The following is a 16,306-nucleotide window of genomic DNA, read 5'->3' as shown; positions in this document are numbered from 1 at the left end:
TTATCCAAATCCACGAAAGTCTGTACCGATGCGCCTGTTAATCACCTGGCTGATCAATGCCGCGGCCCTGATGGCCCTGCCTTACCTGATGCACTCCGTCGAAGTCTCGAGCCTGGGCACCGCGCTGATCGCGGCGTTGGTGCTCGGCCTGGTCAATACGCTGATCCGGCCCGTGCTGGTGCTGCTGACACTGCCAGTGACCGTGCTCTCGATGGGCCTGTTCATCTTGGTCATCAATGCCGTGCTGTTCTGGCTGGTGGCGAACGTGGTGGGTGGTTTTGAAGTCGCCGGTTTCTGGTCGGCCTTCCTGGCAGCCATCCTGTACAGCATCATTTCGTGGGCGCTTTCTTCCTTGCTTCTCTCCGACAAAGATGGAAACTCCTGATTTCAGTATCGAGTTCTTCCCGCCCAAGACGCCGGAAGGTGCCGAGAAACTGCGCATCACGCGGGCCAAGCTGGCCGAGTTGCAGCCCAAGTATTTCTCGGTGACGTTCGGCGCCGGCGGCAGTACCCAGCAGGGTACGCTGCAGACGGTGCAGGAAATCCAGGCCGCCGGCCACGACGCTGCGCCGCACCTGTCGTGCGTCGGCGCCACGCGGGCGTCGATCCGCGCCGTCCTCAAGCAATATCAGGACAGCGGCATCCGGCGCATCGTGGCGCTGCGTGGCGACTTGCCAAGCGGTTACGGCGGCGCCGGCGAATTGCGCTATGCCAGCGACCTGGTCGAATTCATTCGCCAGGAAACCGGCGACTGGTTCCGCATCGAAGTGGCGGCCTATCCCGAAATGCACCCGCAGGCACGTTCGCCGCAGGACGACCTGCAGGCGTTTGCGCGCAAGGTGAGCGCCGGGGCCGACGCCGCCATCACCCAGTACTTCTACAATGCCGACGCGTATTTTTCGTTTGTCGACAATGTGCGCAAGCTGGGCGTGACGGTGCCGATCGTGGCCGGCATCATGCCGATCACGAACTACACGCAGTTGCTGCGGTTTTCCGACATGTGCGGCGCCGAGATCCCGCGCTGGGTGCGTCTCAAGCTGGCCAGCTTCGGCGACGACAGCGCGTCGATCAAGGCGTTTGGCCTGGATGTCGTCACGAGCCTGTGCGAAAAGCTGCTGGCCGGCGGCGCGCCGGGGCTGCATTTCTACAGCATGAACCAGGCAGTGCCGACGACGGCGATCTGGCAGCGGCTCAGGCCTTGAGCGGTTGTGCCAGTGTGATTTGAACGCGTGGACGGCTTGCCGTCCACGCGTTCGATCCACGCTCAATATGCCCGGTTACATCACGCCTCGGTAATCACCCGATCAAGCGGCACATCGTGCGCGTCGCCGACAAACTCGACCAACTGGCACGCATACGCGATGCCCACCGTGCTCGGGCGCGGCTCGGGCGCAAGCGTCCGGTCATAGAATCCGCCGCCATACCCCACGCGATACCCCAAAGCATTGAACCCCAGACACGGCACCAGCAATGCCGGCGGCCGCGCCACCATGCGCAACTCGGCCGGCACCGCGACACCCATCCGGTCGGCCACGGTCGGCTCGCCAGGCAGCCACTCGGCAAATTCCAGCGCCGCATGGCGCGCCACGACCACGGGCAGTGCCAGTCGTACGCCTGCCGCCGCCATTTCCGCGTACGCTGCGCCCAAGTCCGGCTCGCCCGCGAGCGGCCAGTAGACAGCCAGCGAGGCGTGGGGATTGGCCTGCCACCATGCCAGCACCCGCGCCCCGATGCGCGCGTCCCACGCGGCCTTGTCTGCCGGATCGAGCGCACGCCGGCGCGCCTTGAGTGTGTGGCGCAACAACGCCTTGTCTTGATGTGGTTGCTGTAGAGCACTTGTGTCTGGTGGCGGCACAGAAGCGCGTGGTATTCTTGGTTCGCCGGTCATGGTTTCAATGCAGCGTATTGTGAGAGTGGTGGATGTTTCAATCGAAATTGTCTGTCGGCGTGTTGCCGGCTGCTATTGCCCTTGTTCTGAGTCTGGCGTTCGCGCCAGGCGCAGCGGCCCAGGAAGACCCGGAAGCACCCGCGCCCGAGGTAGCACTGTCCCCCGTTCCGGCGGGTGCGCCCACCGTGGCGGGCGCCGCCAGCCGCGCCGACGACGACAACTTCATGTTGCTGCGCGAAGCGGCGCGCCAGAACGACGAAGCACGCGCCAACGCCATTGCGTCGCGTCTGCCGGTGACCAATTATCTGCTGGCGTCCTACGTTGACTATTATCGTCTGAAACCGCGCCTGCGCGATGCCATCCAGGACGAGGTGCTGCAAGTGCTGCGGCGCCACGAAGGCACGGCGGTGGCCGAACAGCTGCGCGCCGAATGGCTGATGGAGCTGGGCAAGCGGCGCGAATGGAATACCTTCGAACGCGAAGCAGGCACGCTGGCCCAGTCCGGCAGCCTGCCGATCCGCTGCTACGCGCTGCTGGCCAAAGCCGAGCGCGGCGAGCGCGTCGCCGACGAAGCGCGCGCACTCCTGAAAACCCCGGCCGGCTATGGCGACGCCTGCGGCGCCCTGATCGCACAACTGGTGGCCAATGGCCAGTTCACCGAAGCTGACCTGCTGACGCAACTGCGCCTGGCGGGCCTGGACAATGCCAGCGGCCCGGCGCGCCGCGCTGCCGTCTTGCTTGGTTTACCCGAAACCCGGGCCACCCAGGCGGTCGACCTGCCTGCCGTGGCGATGGCGCGCGGGATCGGCAACAGCCGTGCCGAGCGCGAGCTGTACCTGGTCGCCGTGGGCCGCATGGCGCGCACCACGCTGCGCCTGGCCGTGGCTGGCCTGGAAAAGAACAGCGCCCAATTGACGGCCGAAGAACGCGCGATCGGCTGGGCCAATGTGGCACTGGCCGCCTCGATCGTGCTGGCGCCCGAGGCGCACGCGTATTGGGAACGGGCGAATGGCGCGCCCTTGAGCGACTTCCAGATGCAGTGGAAGACGCGCATGGCGCTGCGCCGCGGCGACTGGAAAACCGTGCGCACCACCATTGAGAGCATGCCGCCGGCCTTGCGTGCGGACTCGACCTGGGTCTACTGGCTCGGGCGCGCGCACCAGAGCGAAGGCCGCCCGGCCGAGGCGCGCGCGCAGTGGCAAAGCATCGCCGGCCAGACCACCTTTTATACGCAGCTGGCCCAGGAAGAACTGGGCAATCAGGTGGTGGCGCCGCCCCCGATCGCGCCGATCACGGCCGCTGAACTGGCCCAGGCCAGCAGCAACCAGAGTTTGCAAAGAGCACTGAAGTTCTACGATCTGCGCCTGCGCACCGAAGCGAACCGCGAATGGAGCTGGGGGTTGCGCAACCTGTCCGAACGCCAGTTGCTGGCCGCTGCCGAGCTGGCGCGCCGCAATGAGCTGCTCGACCGCATGGTCGAGACGTCGCTGCGCACGCGCACCGAACTGAGCTACGACCAGCGCTTCCCGGCGCCGCACCTCGACGTGCTGCGGCCCACCGCCCAGGGGCTGAGTCTCGACAAGGCCTGGGTGTATGGTCTGATCCGGCAAGAATCGCGCTTCATCCGCGATGCGCGCTCGGGCGTGGGCGCATCGGGCCTGATGCAGGTGATGCCTGCCACCGGCAAGTGGGTGGCGGCCAAGATTGGCCTGAACAACTTCGTCACCAGCATGCTTAACGACCTGCACGTGAACATCACGCTGGGCGCCAACTACATGACGATGGTGCTGAACAATTTTGAAGGCTCGCAAGTGCTGGCCACGGCCGCCTACAATGCCGGCCCGAGCCGCTCGCGCACCTGGCGCAGCCGGCTCGATGCGCCAATGGAAGGGGCGATCTTCGTCGAAACCATCCCGTTCACCGAAACGCGCGGCTACGTGCGCAACGTGATGGCCAACGCCACCAATTATGCGTCGATCTTCGAGGGCAAGCCGCAGTCGCTCAAGGCACGCCTGGGCACGATCACGCCGCGGCCATCCACGTCCGTGCTGGACTGACAGGCTGATCCTGCCGCGCTTCACCGTGCTGTCGGGCAAGCGCCTTGACAGCCGCGGCATTGGGCCGCAAGCTGATGTCGATTACCGCAGCCGTCCCGGGCTTCCAAGCGCCGCCCGGGACGCCCTTCGCCACGTACCCGACGAGACCCCATGCAGACCATCGAACGCGACCCGATTCTCACGCACACCCTGGACCAGACCCGCAGCCCCGGCTTGACGCTCATCATCGGCAACAAGAACCTGTCGTCATGGTCGATGCGCCCCTGGGTCGCGGCCATGGCGTTCGGGATTCCGTTCACTGAAATCAAGGTCCTGCTCGACCAGCCCGATACGTCCAACGAGATTGCACGTTACTCGCATGCAGGCCGCGTCCCGGTGCTGCTGGCCGGCGAGATGACGGTGTGGGACAGCCTGGCGATCACCGAATACCTGGCCGAGCAATTTCCCGACAAGCATATGTGGCCGCAGGACGTGGCGGCGCGCGCGCTGGCGCGCTCGATCGTGGCCGAGATGCACGCCGGTTTCGGTGAACTGCGCAGCGCGATGCCGATGAATATCCAGGCCCGCCTGCCGGGCCGCGGCCGCACGCACGGCGCCCAGGCCGACATCGGCCGCGTCTGCGAAATCTGGGAAGACTGCCTGTCGCGCTTTGGCCATCACCAGTTCCTGTTCGGCGCGTTCTCGATTGCCGACGCGTTCTATGCGCCGATCGTGCTGCGTTTCCAGACCTATGGCGTGATGCTGGCACCGGCGCTGCAGGCGTATTGCGAGCGCGTGCTGGCCCATCCTGCCGTGGCGCGCTGGGTGAGCGAGGCGATGCTGGAAAACCACCCGACGCCGTTGCACGACGCCGATTTGCCGGAGTAAACGATGCGCAGTTATGTTGTCGGCGGCGCTGTGCGTGATGCGCTGCTCGGGTTGCCGGTCAAGGACCACGATCACGTGGTCGTCGGCGCCACGCCCGAACAGATGATCGAGGCGGGCTTTCGCGCCGTGGGCAAGGATTTCCCCGTCTTTCTGCACCCGAAAACGCAGGAGGAATACGCGCTGGCGCGCACCGAGCGCAAGACCGCGCCCGGCTACCACGGCTTCGTGTTCCATGCGGCGCCCGACGTCACGCTCGAGCAGGACCTGGTACGGCGCGACCTGACCATCAATGCGATGGCGCGGGGCGAGGACGGCGTGATCGTCGACCCGCTGGGCGGCCGCGCCGACCTAGCAGCGCGCCTGTTCCGCCACGTGTCCGACGCTTTTGCCGAAGACCCGGTGCGCATCCTGCGCGTCGCGCGCTTTGCCGCGCGCCTGCCCGAATTCCGGGTGGCAGGCGACACCAATGTGTTGATGCGCCAGATGGTCGAGGCGGGGGAGGTCGACGCCCTCGTGCCCGAGCGCGTCTGGCAGGAGCTGGCGCGCGGCCTGATGGAGCGCCAGCCGTCGCGCATGCTGCTCGTGCTGGACGAGTGCGGCGCGCTGGCGCGCCTGTTGCCCGAACTCGATACGCAGCCGCACACGCTGCGCGTCATCGACACTGCCGCGCAGCTGGATCACCCGCTCGAGATCCGTTTTGCCGCCCTGATGCGCGATGTTGGTATGGCCGCCGTCGAGGCAGTCTCCAAACGGCTGAAGGTGCCCAACGAATGCCGCGACCTGGCCCTGATGACGGCGCGCGAGCATGGCGTGCTCGCGCAGGCGCGCACACTCGATGCCGACGCGCTCGTCACGCTGTTCGAGCGCAGCGACGCCTTTCGCAAGCACGCGCGCTTTGTCCAGATGCTGCTGGCCACGCGTTGCCACGCAGCAGATCCCGCCCACGACCCGGCCGGCGACTGGCTGCTGCAAGCACTGGCTGCTGCGCGCGGCGTGGATGCCGGCACCGTGGCGGCACGCTGCGACCAGCGCGACCGGATCGCCCAGGCCGTGCATCTGGCGCGCCTGGAAGCCGTGGCCGCCATTTGTAATAAAGTGTGAAAAACCGCTCTGTAGAGCGTCACAGTTACATGTAGTTACACCCCGCGTACAGTGTGGCCCAACGTTTTGCTATTCTTCGATTTGGTCAATTGTTGCGTTGGAGAAAAACGATGTTCAGGATGCTGGGACGGCGGATCGGGAGTTGGGTACGGCGCCGCCGCCTGTTATTGGCGACCCTGGCTGTCGTATTGATGAGCGCGTTGCTGGTCTTTCTGTACACCCGTACCGAGGTGATCGACCCCGAAGTGCGCAGCAACGTCCTGCTCAACCTGCGCGAATTCGAAAAGCTCGACGCCGAATGGGATGCCAACCTGTTGCGCGCCCACACTGGCCGCGCCGCGCTCCGGCCCGACCTGAGTTCGCAACTGCCGCGCATGCGCATCCTGATGGCGCGCCTGGAAGAAGCCGCGCCGCTCACCGGCAGCCGCGCCGCCATCGAGGCCTGCGCCCAGCTGCGGGTGGCGCTGCGCAACAAGGAAATGCTGGTGGCCGAGTTCGCGCGCCACAATCCGCGCCTGCGCGTAGCGCTGCTGCACATGCCGCCGGCCGTGGCCGACCTCAAGACCGAAATTTCCGGCATCGAAGGCGCGCTGGCGCCGGCACAGTTCGTCGTGCGGCTCGATACGACCCTCAATGCGCTGCTGACCGACATCCTACGCTACAACATCGCGCCATCGCCGTTGCTGGCGACCCGTATCGAAGAAATCCTGGGCAATGTCGCCGCCCAGCAAATCGCCTTTTCGCCGGCCGTCATCGAGAAGATGGACGCCGTAATCCTGAGCAGCCGCGTGATCCTCGAGAAGCGCCCGCTGGAAAACCAGCTCGAGGCGCAGATCGCCGCCGTCGGCAGCGATGTCGTGCTCGATCGGCTTGAGCAGGAATTCGAGCGTTCGTTCACCACCGTCCTGCTCGAGCGTCAGCGTTTTCGTGGCTATTTGGCGGCGTATTCCGGCCTGTTGCTGGTGTTGCTGGCGTATGCCGGCGTGCGCCTGCGCCGCAGTTACCGGATCATCGGCGTCGTCAACCGCCGCCTGCAATCGGCCAACGAAACGCTCGAGCAGCGCGTGGCCGAGCGCACCGCCGAACTGCAGGCGCAGTCGGTCCAGCTCGAGCGCCTGGCGCAGCACGACAGCCTGACTGGCCTGATCAACTACCGGCAACTGACCCGCCTGCTCGAACGGGCACTGGCCCGCGCCGACCGCCGCGACAGCGTCGTGGTGCTGATGTTCATCGATCTGGACGGCTTCAAGGCGGTCAACGATACCTGGGGCCATGCGACCGGCGACCTGGTGCTCAAGACCGTCGCACGCCGCGTGCAGGCCAGGCTGCGCGCCGAAGATGCGCTGGCGCGCCTGGGCGGCGATGAATTCGTTATCCTGCTCGAAGACGTGACGTCGCGCGACGGCGCGCTGCGCGTGGCGCGCCTGGTGCTGGCGGAAATCGAATCGATCACCGAGGCCGACGGTCATGCGGTCAGGATCTCGGCCAGTATCGGCATCGCCAGCGCGCGCGGCCAGATGGGCGCAGCGCGCGGGCAGGACGCCCTGCTGGCCGAGGCCGACCAGGCCATGTACGCTGCCAAGCAGGCCGGCAAGGGTCGCTTTGTGGTCAGCCAGCAGGCGCAGTGGCGGGATGAAGACGATCCGGTGGAACCGGCGCTGGAGCAGGCCCGGCGCGAGCGTCCGAAGGAGGACGCCGCCGGCAGCACTGGTACGGACACAGGCACAAGCAAGGCAGACGCCGACCGGATCGGCTAAGATTTACGGGCGACATCGACTGTTGTCGCGCACGGGAAGGTGGGAACATGCTGGACAATCCATTACGCCGCTGGTTACAGGGCTTGCGCGGCAAGAAGGGGCAGCCGCCGGTCCTGGTCAAGGAATTGCACGAGCGCGACCGCCGCCGCGTGCTGCGCCATCTGCTCGCGCTCGACAAGGACGACCGTCTGCTGCGCTTTGGCAGCATGATGTCCGACGACGGCATCACCGCGTATGTCAGCAAGCTCGATTTCGAGCGCGATATCGTCTTTGGCGTCGTGAGTAATGTGTTCCAGCTGGTGGGCATGGGGCACCTGGCGTTCGCGCCGACCGAAGGGCGCACCAGCACCGCCAAGGCGCAGGTGGCCGAGTTCGGCGTGTCGGTGTCAAGCTCGGCGCGCGGGCAGGGCGTGGGCACGCGCCTGTTCCAGCGCGCGGCGATCCACTGCCGCAATTCGGACGTCGACACGCTCTACATGCAGTGCCTGACATCCAACAAGACCATGATGCATATCGCAAAAAAAGCCGGGATGGTCGTCACGCGCGAATACGGCGAGGCTGACGCCCACCTCGAATTGCCACCGCCCAGCCCGGGCAGCGTGATGGCCGAGGCGCTGGAGGAACAGTTCGCGGCGATCGATTACACGGTCAAGGCCAATACGCGGGCGGCAGTGAAGTTTTTCACGCCACGCAAGCCGCGGCAGTAATTCACACCAGCGGCATCGCCGTCGTTTCCTTGATCCGCTGCAGCGCAAAGCTCGACTTCACGTCCAGCACGGCCGGATGCTTGAGCAGCGTGCCCATCATGAAGCGCGAAAAGTGGTCCATGTCGCCCACATGCACGCGCAGCAAAAAGTCCATGTCGCCCGTCATCGCATAGCAGGCGACGACTTCGGGCCAGCTGCCCACCGACACCGCGAAATCGTTGCGCGGCGACGTCGCCGGCAAGCCCGGCTGGCGCGTGGTGCTGGCCACTTCGCTGTGCTTTTCCAGCCGCACGTTGACGTACGCCAGCAGGCCCAGCCCGATCTTGTCCGAGTCGAGCAGTGCCACGTACTGGCGGATCACGCCCGCTTCCTCTAACCGCTTGATGCGGCGCAGGCAGGGCGACGGCGACAGGTTCACGCGCTCGGCCACATCCTGGTTCGACAAGCGGCCGTCATTCTGCAAAATCTCCAGAATTTTACGATCTGTTTTATCCAGCTCAATCTTTAACATACCTTCCCCACGTCGGTCTTTTGTATGGCAATTTTATTGCGCAATTCAAGAAGGAGGGGGAATTGTTTGGAATTTAATGCTGGGGGGGCAGGTCTATACTGGCGCAAGACGGGAGACCACTCCCGCCAAGAAGCGAGATGCAGGAAATGCACCGCTTCCGGCAACCGCCACCAGTTTCTTGGAGACACAATGAACGCACCCCTGGACCGCGCCCACCTGGCGTCGCCGCCCGCATCCACACCCGCACAAGACATCACGCTCGACGACAAATGGACGCTCGAGCGCGGCCGCGCCTTCATGACCGGCACGCAGGCGCTGATCCGCTTGCCGATGCTGCAGCGCGAGCGCGACGTCAAGGCCGGCCTGAACACGGCCGGCTACATCACCGGCTACCGCGGCTCGCCCGTCACCTCGGTCGACCAGACCGCGATGAAGGCCAAGGCGCACCTCGACGCGCACCACGTCAAGTTCCATCCCGGCATGAACGAAGACCTGGCGGCGACCGCTGTCTGGGGTACCCAGCAAACCAATCTGTACAAGGACGCGAAGTACGACGGCGTGTTCTCGATGTGGTACGGCAAGGGCCCGGGCGTCGACCGCTGCGGCGACGTGTTCAAGCACGGCAATAACGCCGGCTCGTCGCAATTTGGCGGCGTGCTGGTGCTGGCCGGCGACGACCACGCGGCCAAATCGTCGTCCACTGCGCACCAGTCCGACCATATCCTGACCCACTGCGGTATCCCGGTGCTGTACCCGTCGTCGGTGCAGGAATACATTGACTTCGGCCTGCACGCCTGGGCCATGAGCCGCTACACGGGCCTGTGGGTATCGATGAAATGCGTGACCGACATTATCGAATCGGGCGCCGTCGTCGACCTCGATCCGGACCGTGTGCAGACCGTGATCCCGACCGACTTCCAGCTGCCCGAGGGCGGCCTGAACATCCGCTGGCCGGACGCCGTGCTGGACCAGGAAGTGCGGATGAGCAACCACAAGTGGTATGCCGCGCTGGCCTATGCGCGCGCCAATAAGCTCAACCGCATCATCTGGGACAGCCCGCAGCCGAAGATCGGCATCATCACTGCCGGCAAGAGCTATCTGGACACGCGCCAGGCACTGGCCGACCTCGGCATCGACGAGCAGGCCGCGCAGGACATTGGCCTGCGCCTGTACAAGGTTGGCATGACCTGGCCGCTCGAGGCCGAAGGCGTGCACGAGTTCGCACGGGGCCTCGATGAAATCCTGGTGGTCGAAGAAAAGCGCCAGGTCATGGAATACGCGCTCAAGGAAGAGCTGTACAACCTGCCTGACGGCGAGCGGCCGCGCGTGGTCGGCAAGTTCGACGACACGGGCGAGTGGAGCAACAAGAACCGCATGGGTCACGGCGACTGGCTGCTGCCGGCCACGTATGAGCTGAATCCGGCGCAGATCGCGCGCGCCATTGCCTCGCGCATCGGGCACTACTGCGCCGGCCACCCGGTCGCCGAGCGCGTCGCCCAGCGCATCGCCTTCCTTGAAGCGAAAGAGCTGGTGCTGCGCAATATCCCGGCCAAGCCGAACCCGGAGACCGACCGCATCCCGTATTTCTGCTCGGGCTGCCCGCACAACAGCTCGACCAAGGTCCCTGAAGGCTCGCGCGCGATGGCCGGCATCGGCTGCCACTACATGGTGCTGTGGATGGACCGTGAAACGTCGACCTTCACGCACATGGGCGCCGAAGGCACGACCTGGATCGGCCAGTCGCCGTTCACCGACGAGAAGCACGTGTTCGTGAATCTGGGGGATGGGACGTATTTCCACTCCGGGATCCTGGCGATCCGCGCCGCGGTGGCGGCCAAGGTCAACATCACCTACAAGATTCTCTACAACGATGCAGTCGCGATGACGGGCGGCCAGAACGTCGACGGTCCGCTCGACCCGGGCATGATCAGCCGCCAGATCGCAGCTGAAGGCGTGACGCCCATCATCGTCGTCACCGACGAGCCGGACAAATACCCGAGCGACTACGCCTGGGCGCCTGGCACCACGGTGCGCCATCGGTCCGAACTGATGGACGTGCAGCGCGAACTGCGCGAGATGCCTGGCGTGTCGGCCGTGATCTATGACCAGACCTGCGCTTCTGAGAAACGTCGGCGCCGGAAGAAAGGCGAATTCCCCGACCCGGCCAAGCGCGCCGTGATCAATGAGGCCGTCTGCGAAGGCTGCGGCGATTGCTCGGTCCAGTCCAACTGCCTGTCGGTCGAGCCGCTGGAAACCGAACTGGGCCGCAAGCGCCAGATCAATCAGTCCTCGTGCAACAAGGATTATTCGTGCGTGTCGGGCTTCTGCCCGAGCTTCGTCACCGTCGAAGGCTGCGGCCTGAAAAAACCGAAGAAAGCCGCAGCGTCCGACGCCGCACCACCGGTGCTGCCGGAACCTGTCATTCCGTCGGTTGCCACGCCATTCGGTATTCTCGTGGCCGGCGTGGGCGGCACCGGTGTCGTCACGGTCGGCCAGATCCTGGCGGTGGCGGCGCACGTCGAAGGCAAGGGCGCCATCGTGCTCGACCAGAGCGGTCTGGCCCAGAAGGGTGGCCCGGTCATGTCGCACGTGCGCCTGGCCGAGCACCAGGCCGACCTGCATTCGACCCGCGTGGGCACCGGCAGCGCTGACCTCGTGATCGGCTGCGACCAGATCGTCACGGCCAGCCGCGATGCCCTGTCGCGCATGGGCGAAGGCCGTACCTGGGCCGCCGTCAATTCGAGCACCGCCACCACCGCCGCGTTCGTGAAGAACCCGGACTGGCAATTCCCGGCCGAAGGTTCGCGCGGCGCAATCGAGCAAGCCTGCGGCAAGGCCAATGTCGAATTCCTCGACGCCGGCAGCATCGCCACGGCGCTGCTGGGCGACGCGATCGCCACCAATATGTTCATGCTCGGCTACGCATTCCAGAAGGGCCGCGTGCCGCTGCGCGAAGCCTCGCTGATGAAAGCCATCGAGCTCAATGGCGTGTCGGTCGCATTCAACAAGGCGGCCTTCAACTGGGGCCGCAGCGCCGGGCACGACCTGGCCGCCGTCAGCAAGTCGGCGATGCCGGCCAAGGTGATCGAGTTCAAGCGCATGCAGACGCTCGACGATGTCGTCAAGCGCCGGGTCGAGCTGCTCACGGCGTACCAGGACGCGGCGTATGCGGGCCAGTACACGGCCTTCGTCGAGCAGGTCAGGGCGCAGGAAGCGCGCCTGGGCAAGGGCACCCGCTTGTCGGAAGCCGTGGCCAAGTACCTGTACAAACTGATGGCGTACAAGGACGAGTACGAAGTCGCGCGGCTGCACACCGATCCGGCGTTCCGTGAAAAAATCGCCAATATGTTCGAAGGCGATATCACGCTCAAGTTCCACCTTGCGCCGCCGCTGCTGGCCAGGCATGACAAGGAAGGCCGCGCCATCAAGCAGGAGTTCGGTCCGTGGATGATGCGCGCGTTCGGCGTGCTGGCGAAACTCAAGGGCCTGCGTGGCACCGCGTTCGACGTGTTCGGCTACACCGCCGAGCGCCGCGTCGAGCGCGCCCTGATCGGCGAATACCGCGCGACGGTGGCGGCGCTGCTGCCCAAGCTCACGGATGCCAATCTGGCGCAGGCCGTGGCAGTGGCCAGCATTCCGGAAGACATCCGTGGCTACGGTCACGTGAAGGAACGGCACCTGAAAGCGGCGAAGGAAAAAGAAGCGGCGCTGCTGGCGGCATTCCATGCGCCCGTGGGCGCCGCACCGCGCGCGGCCTGACGGCGGATGGTGTTTTGATCACGCTGGCGCACGCTGTGCGCCAGCGGTTCTTTCGCAATGCCTTCTGCTTGGCCTTATTCGTTGTTGCTGGGCCTCAATTGTGACATTTGGTGGTGTTGTGCATGAAATCCGCCGTCTATAATCGTCCGCATGAGCCCGACATTCCCCCTCCCGTCCACAGCAGTTCCCGTCCGTCTGATTTCCAGCGCGCTCGCCGCGCTGTTCGTTCTTGCCGGATGCGGCGGCGGTGGCGGTTCGCCCGGTGTGGGCACGCGTCCACCGGTGGCGGACACGCCAACGACGCCGGTCACGCCAACCCCGACCGGCACCAGCGCCACGCCGGAAGACCTCAATCCCAACCTGCTCGGCGACGCCTATGGCAGCTACTGGAACAAGTGCGCCGCGCCGCGCAAGGGTGTCGATGCCAGCGGCAAGGCCTTCCCCGATGTGCAGGGCACGTTGCTGGATGAATTGAAATTCCTGCGCGCTTGGACTAACCAGTACTACCTCTGGTACAACGAAGTTCCGAACACGTACAAGATGGCCGACTTCAAGAGCGCCATTACCTACTTCGACGTGCTCAAGACGCCGGCCGTGACCGCCACCGGGCAACCCAAGGACCGTTACCACTTCACGTATCCGACCGCCGAATGGGAAGCAATGCAGACCCAGAGCATCGACCTGGGCTATGGCATCACGTGGTCGCGCAACGCGGGCGGCGCGGCGCCGCGGACCTGGTTGATCACGGCGGTGGAGCCGGGTTCGCCGGGCGCCGCCGCAGGCCTGCTGCGCGGCGACCTGCTGACGAAGATCGATGGCGTCGATTTCGTCAACGCGAGCGACGCGGCATCGATCGCGCGCATCAACCTGGCCCTGTTCCCCGAAACGGCCGGCAGTGCGCACCGCTTCACGCTGCAGCGCGGTGGCGTGCCGATCGAGGTGACGATGACGGGCGCCGACGTGCGCATCGCCCCGGTCAAGAACGTCAAGATTTTCGAGACGGCGACCGGCAAGGTCGGCTACCTGACCTTCGATACGTTCAACGCGGTTTCCGAAAAACAGCTGATCGATTCCTTCATCGTATTCCGCCAGGCCGGCGTGACCGACCTGGTGCTCGACATCCGCTACAACGGCGGCGGCTTGCTGTACCTGGCCAGCCAGCTGGCCTATATGGTTTCGGGACCGGCGTCGACGGATGGCAAGGTGTTCGAGCAGTCGCAGTACAACGACAAGTTGCCGCGCGAAGCGCCGCTGCCATTCCGCTCGACCGCGTGGGGCTTCGCTTCGAGCAATCCGGTGCCTGCCGGCTTGCCGCTGCCGACGCTGGGTCTGAAACGCGTGACGGTGCTGAGCACGGCCGGCACCTGCTCGGCCAGCGAATCGGTGATCAATGGCTTGCGCGGCGCCGACGTCGAGGTCATCCAGATCGGCGGCACCACCTGCGGCAAGCCGTACGGCTTCACGCCGGTGCCGAACTGTGGCACGACCTATTTCTCGATCGAGTTCAAGGGCGTCAACAACAAGGGCTTCGGTGACTTTAACGATGGCTTCGCGCCGACCTGCCAGGTCAGTGATGACCTGACACGGCCGGTGGGCGACCCGAGCGAGGGCTTGCTGGCCGCCGCGCTGACCTACCGCGCCACGCAGGCATGCCCGGTGTCGACGACGAGCCGTGCCCGCATCGTGCCGATGGAAATCGTGCGGCCGCAAGTGAAAGAAATTGCGATCAGGCCGACGCCCGGCGCACCGCCGCGCTAAGCAGAACGGCTGTATTGACGGGCGGCGTGGCCAATTGGCGCGCCGCCCTTTGTGTTTCCAGGACTGAACTTTTTGTCAAGAACACGTCTATAATCGTCGGCTTCCCTGTCACTTGCCGGAGCTTCTTGATGATCCGTTCTGCGTTACTGCTGGCCCTGCTGTCTGCATTTCCTCTGGCGCACGCCGCTACTCCCGACCTGACGACGATCTCGGAACGCTCGGGCTTCCAGGCCACCGGCCGCTACGATGAAACAATCGCGCTGTGCGCCGCCTTTGCACAGGCGTATCCAAAGCAGGTCCAGTGCATCGACTTCGGCATCACGCCGGAAGGCCGTCCGATGAAGGTGCTGGTGGCCAACAACAACGGCGTGTTCACGCCCGCGGCTGCCAAAAAGGCGGGTTTACCCGTCACGCTGATCCAGGGCGGCATCCACGCCGGCGAGATCGATGGCAAGGACGCGGGTTTCCTGGCGCTGCGCGAAATCCTCGAAGGCCGCGCGGGCAAGGGCGCGCTCGACAAGCAGGTGCTGCTGTTCGTGCCGGTGTTTAACGTCGACGGGCACGAGCGCTTCGGCAAATGGAACCGCCCGAACCAGCGCGGCCCGGTGGAAATGGGCTGGCGCACCACCGCCCAGAACCTGAACCTGAACCGCGATTACCTGAAGGCCGACGCGCCGGAAATGCAGGCGATGCTGGGCCTGGTGAACGCGTGGGATCCGCTGACCTATGTCGACCTGCACGCGACCAACGGCGCCAAGTTCCAGCACGATATCTCGATCCAGGTCGAGCCGGTGTATTCGGGCGACCCGGAATTCCGCAAGGCTGGCCTCGCCTTGCGCACCAATGTCATCAAGGACATCGCGAAGGAAGGTTCGACGCCGCAGTCGTACTACATGTCGTTCGTGAAGCAGGACGATCCGATGTCGGGCTTCGAGGACAGCGTGTCGGACCCGCGTTTTTCGACCGGCTACTTTCAGCTGCGTAACCGCATGGCGATGCTGGTGGAAACGCACTCGTGGAAAGAGTACCCGGTGCGCGTACGCATCACCCGCAACACCGTGGTGTCGTTGCTGAATCAGGTCGCAAAGCACGGTGCGGACTGGCAAAAGGCGGCCTACGCGGCCGACGCGCGCGCGGCAAAATTGGGCAACAAGAAGGTGGCGCTGAACTACCGCACCACCGACAAAACCGAGATGGTCAATTTCAATGGCTACGAATACACGCGCAAGCCGTCGGAAATTTCGGGCGGGCTGATGACGCGCTACGACGAAACCAGGCCGCAAGTGTGGCGCGTGCCGCTGCGCGACGAGGTCGTCGCCGACGTGGAAGTGACGGCCCCGGGCGCCGGCTACATCGTGCCAGCAGCGCAGGCGGCCATCGTGGGAGAAAAGCTGCGCCAGCATGGCGTCGTGTTCCGCAAGCTGGACCAGGGCGTGGCCCGCGCCAACGTCGAGACCTTCCGCGCCGACAAGGCGACGCTGGACGCGGCCTCGGTCGAAGGGCACCAGCGCCTGACGGTCACGGGCAAGTGGACGGCGGAACCGCGCGCGGTGACGGCCGGTTCGCTGTTCGTGCCGATTGCACAGCCAAAGGCGCGGCTGGTGGTGGCGATGTTCGAGCCGCAGGCGCCCGATTCGCTGCTGGCCTGGGGCACGTTCAACACGGCCTTCGAGCGCAAGGAATACATGGAAGACTACGTGGCCGAGGACGTGGCGCGCGAGCAGATGGCGGCCGACCCGAAAGTGGCGGCCGAATTTGCGCAGCGCCTGGCATCGGACCCGGCGTTTGCCAAGGATCCGCAGGCGCGCCTGGCATTCTTCGCCAAGCGCCATTCATCGTATGACGAGCGCTTGAATCTGTATCCGGTGCTGCGCACGGATACGGCGCTGTAACCTGGTCCC

12 protein-coding genes are annotated in these 16,306 nt (G+C 65.2%); 10 read left to right on the top strand and 2 right to left on the bottom strand.

Annotated features, from left to right (window positions below; all coding sequences use genetic code 11):
• Positions 1 to 28: 28 nt before the first annotated feature.
• The gene (locus AC56LH_RS20245) at positions 29 to 385 is read left to right on the top strand and encodes a phage holin family protein (protein ID WP_499649130.1); all 357 of its coding nucleotides are present in this window, start codon (positions 29 to 31) and stop codon (positions 383 to 385) included.
• Positions 372 to 1,202 (top strand): methylenetetrahydrofolate reductase [NAD(P)H], encoded by an 831-nt coding sequence (gene metF, locus AC56LH_RS20240; RefSeq protein WP_499649128.1) that lies wholly within the window; start codon positions 372 to 374, stop codon positions 1,200 to 1,202. The genes AC56LH_RS20245 and metF overlap by 14 nt, the downstream gene beginning before the upstream one ends.
• 80 nt (positions 1,203 to 1,282) lie before the next feature.
• Here metF and AC56LH_RS20235 read toward each other — a convergent pair whose 3' ends face one another.
• Complete coding sequence (locus AC56LH_RS20235) at positions 1,283 to 1,888, bottom strand: 5-formyltetrahydrofolate cyclo-ligase (protein ID WP_499649126.1); 606 nt, start codon at positions 1,886 to 1,888, stop codon at positions 1,283 to 1,285.
• Between the two features lie 32 nt (positions 1,889 to 1,920).
• On the opposite strand from AC56LH_RS20235, the gene AC56LH_RS20230 reads away from it, so the two are divergent.
• From AC56LH_RS20230 to AC56LH_RS20210, 5 genes are all read left to right on the top strand, one after another.
• Positions 1,921 to 3,945, top strand: coding sequence for a lytic transglycosylase domain-containing protein (locus AC56LH_RS20230; RefSeq protein ID WP_499649124.1), 2,025 nt, complete (start codon positions 1,921 to 1,923; stop codon positions 3,943 to 3,945).
• 150 nt (positions 3,946 to 4,095) lie between these two features.
• Positions 4,096 to 4,812 (top strand): glutathione S-transferase family protein, encoded by a 717-nt coding sequence (locus AC56LH_RS20225; protein ID WP_499649123.1) that lies wholly within the window; start codon positions 4,096 to 4,098, stop codon positions 4,810 to 4,812.
• Positions 4,813 to 4,815: 3 nt separating this feature from the next.
• Positions 4,816 to 5,913: a tRNA nucleotidyltransferase/poly(A) polymerase-related protein gene (locus AC56LH_RS20220; RefSeq protein WP_499649122.1), complete on the top strand. Its 1,098-nt coding sequence runs from the start codon at positions 4,816 to 4,818 to the stop codon at positions 5,911 to 5,913.
• A 191-nt stretch (positions 5,914 to 6,104) separates the two neighbouring features.
• The gene (locus AC56LH_RS20215) at positions 6,105 to 7,670 is read left to right on the top strand and encodes a diguanylate cyclase (protein ID WP_499649121.1); all 1,566 of its coding nucleotides are present in this window, start codon (positions 6,105 to 6,107) and stop codon (positions 7,668 to 7,670) included.
• Between the two features lie 47 nt (positions 7,671 to 7,717).
• Positions 7,718 to 8,377: a GNAT family N-acetyltransferase gene (locus tag AC56LH_RS20210; RefSeq protein WP_499649119.1), complete on the top strand. Its 660-nt coding sequence runs from the start codon at positions 7,718 to 7,720 to the stop codon at positions 8,375 to 8,377.
• A 1-nt stretch (position 8,378) separates the two neighbouring features.
• On the opposite strand, the gene AC56LH_RS20205 is transcribed toward AC56LH_RS20210, so the two are convergent.
• Positions 8,379 to 8,888 (bottom strand): Lrp/AsnC family transcriptional regulator, encoded by a 510-nt coding sequence (locus tag AC56LH_RS20205; protein ID WP_499649117.1) that lies wholly within the window; start codon positions 8,886 to 8,888, stop codon positions 8,379 to 8,381.
• Between the two features lie 189 nt (positions 8,889 to 9,077).
• On the opposite strand from AC56LH_RS20205, the gene AC56LH_RS20200 reads away from it, so the two are divergent.
• The 3 genes from AC56LH_RS20200 to AC56LH_RS20190 all read left to right on the top strand — a co-directional run bounded on the left by AC56LH_RS20200 (position 9,078) and on the right by AC56LH_RS20190 (position 16,297).
• Positions 9,078 to 12,647: an indolepyruvate ferredoxin oxidoreductase family protein gene (locus AC56LH_RS20200; protein WP_499649115.1), complete on the top strand. Its 3,570-nt coding sequence runs from the start codon at positions 9,078 to 9,080 to the stop codon at positions 12,645 to 12,647.
• A gap of 150 nt (positions 12,648 to 12,797) precedes the next feature.
• A complete protein-coding gene (locus AC56LH_RS20195; protein WP_499649113.1) occupies positions 12,798 to 14,405 on the top strand; it encodes a S41 family peptidase in 1,608 nt (535 codons plus the stop codon).
• Positions 14,406 to 14,533: 128 nt separating this feature from the next.
• The gene (locus AC56LH_RS20190; RefSeq protein WP_499649111.1) at positions 14,534 to 16,297 is read left to right on the top strand and encodes a M14 family metallopeptidase; all 1,764 of its coding nucleotides are present in this window, start codon (positions 14,534 to 14,536) and stop codon (positions 16,295 to 16,297) included.
• Positions 16,298 to 16,306 lie beyond the last annotated feature (9 nt).

The organism is Telluria sp. LT1R51-2 (assembly GCF_059685775.1).
This window is presented reverse-complemented; position numbering and strand designations above follow the sequence as displayed.

What these genes read in the sequence shown, in the direction of transcription:
- AC56LH_RS20190 (WP_499649111.1), top strand. Translation starts at nt 14,534, where the DNA reads ATGATCCGTTCTGCGTTACTGCTGGCCCTGCTGTCTGCATTTCCTCTG.
- AC56LH_RS20205 (WP_499649117.1), bottom strand. Translation starts at nt 8,888, where the DNA reads ATGTTAAAGATTGAGCTGGATAAAACAGATCGTAAAATTCTGGAGATT.
- AC56LH_RS20220 (WP_499649122.1), top strand. Translation starts at nt 4,816, where the DNA reads ATGCGCAGTTATGTTGTCGGCGGCGCTGTGCGTGATGCGCTGCTCGGG.
- AC56LH_RS20230 (WP_499649124.1), top strand. Translation starts at nt 1,921, where the DNA reads ATGTTTCAATCGAAATTGTCTGTCGGCGTGTTGCCGGCTGCTATTGCC.
- AC56LH_RS20215 (WP_499649121.1), top strand. Translation starts at nt 6,105, where the DNA reads ATGAGCGCGTTGCTGGTCTTTCTGTACACCCGTACCGAGGTGATCGAC.
- AC56LH_RS20235 (WP_499649126.1), bottom strand. Translation starts at nt 1,888, where the DNA reads ATGACCGGCGAACCAAGAATACCACGCGCTTCTGTGCCGCCACCAGAC.
- AC56LH_RS20195 (WP_499649113.1), top strand. Translation starts at nt 12,798, where the DNA reads ATGAGCCCGACATTCCCCCTCCCGTCCACAGCAGTTCCCGTCCGTCTG.
- AC56LH_RS20210 (WP_499649119.1), top strand. Translation starts at nt 7,718, where the DNA reads ATGCTGGACAATCCATTACGCCGCTGGTTACAGGGCTTGCGCGGCAAG.
- AC56LH_RS20245 (WP_499649130.1), top strand. Translation starts at nt 29, where the DNA reads ATGCGCCTGTTAATCACCTGGCTGATCAATGCCGCGGCCCTGATGGCC.
- metF (WP_499649128.1), top strand. Translation starts at nt 372, where the DNA reads ATGGAAACTCCTGATTTCAGTATCGAGTTCTTCCCGCCCAAGACGCCG.
- AC56LH_RS20225 (WP_499649123.1), top strand. Translation starts at nt 4,096, where the DNA reads ATGCAGACCATCGAACGCGACCCGATTCTCACGCACACCCTGGACCAG.
- AC56LH_RS20200 (WP_499649115.1), top strand. Translation starts at nt 9,078, where the DNA reads ATGAACGCACCCCTGGACCGCGCCCACCTGGCGTCGCCGCCCGCATCC.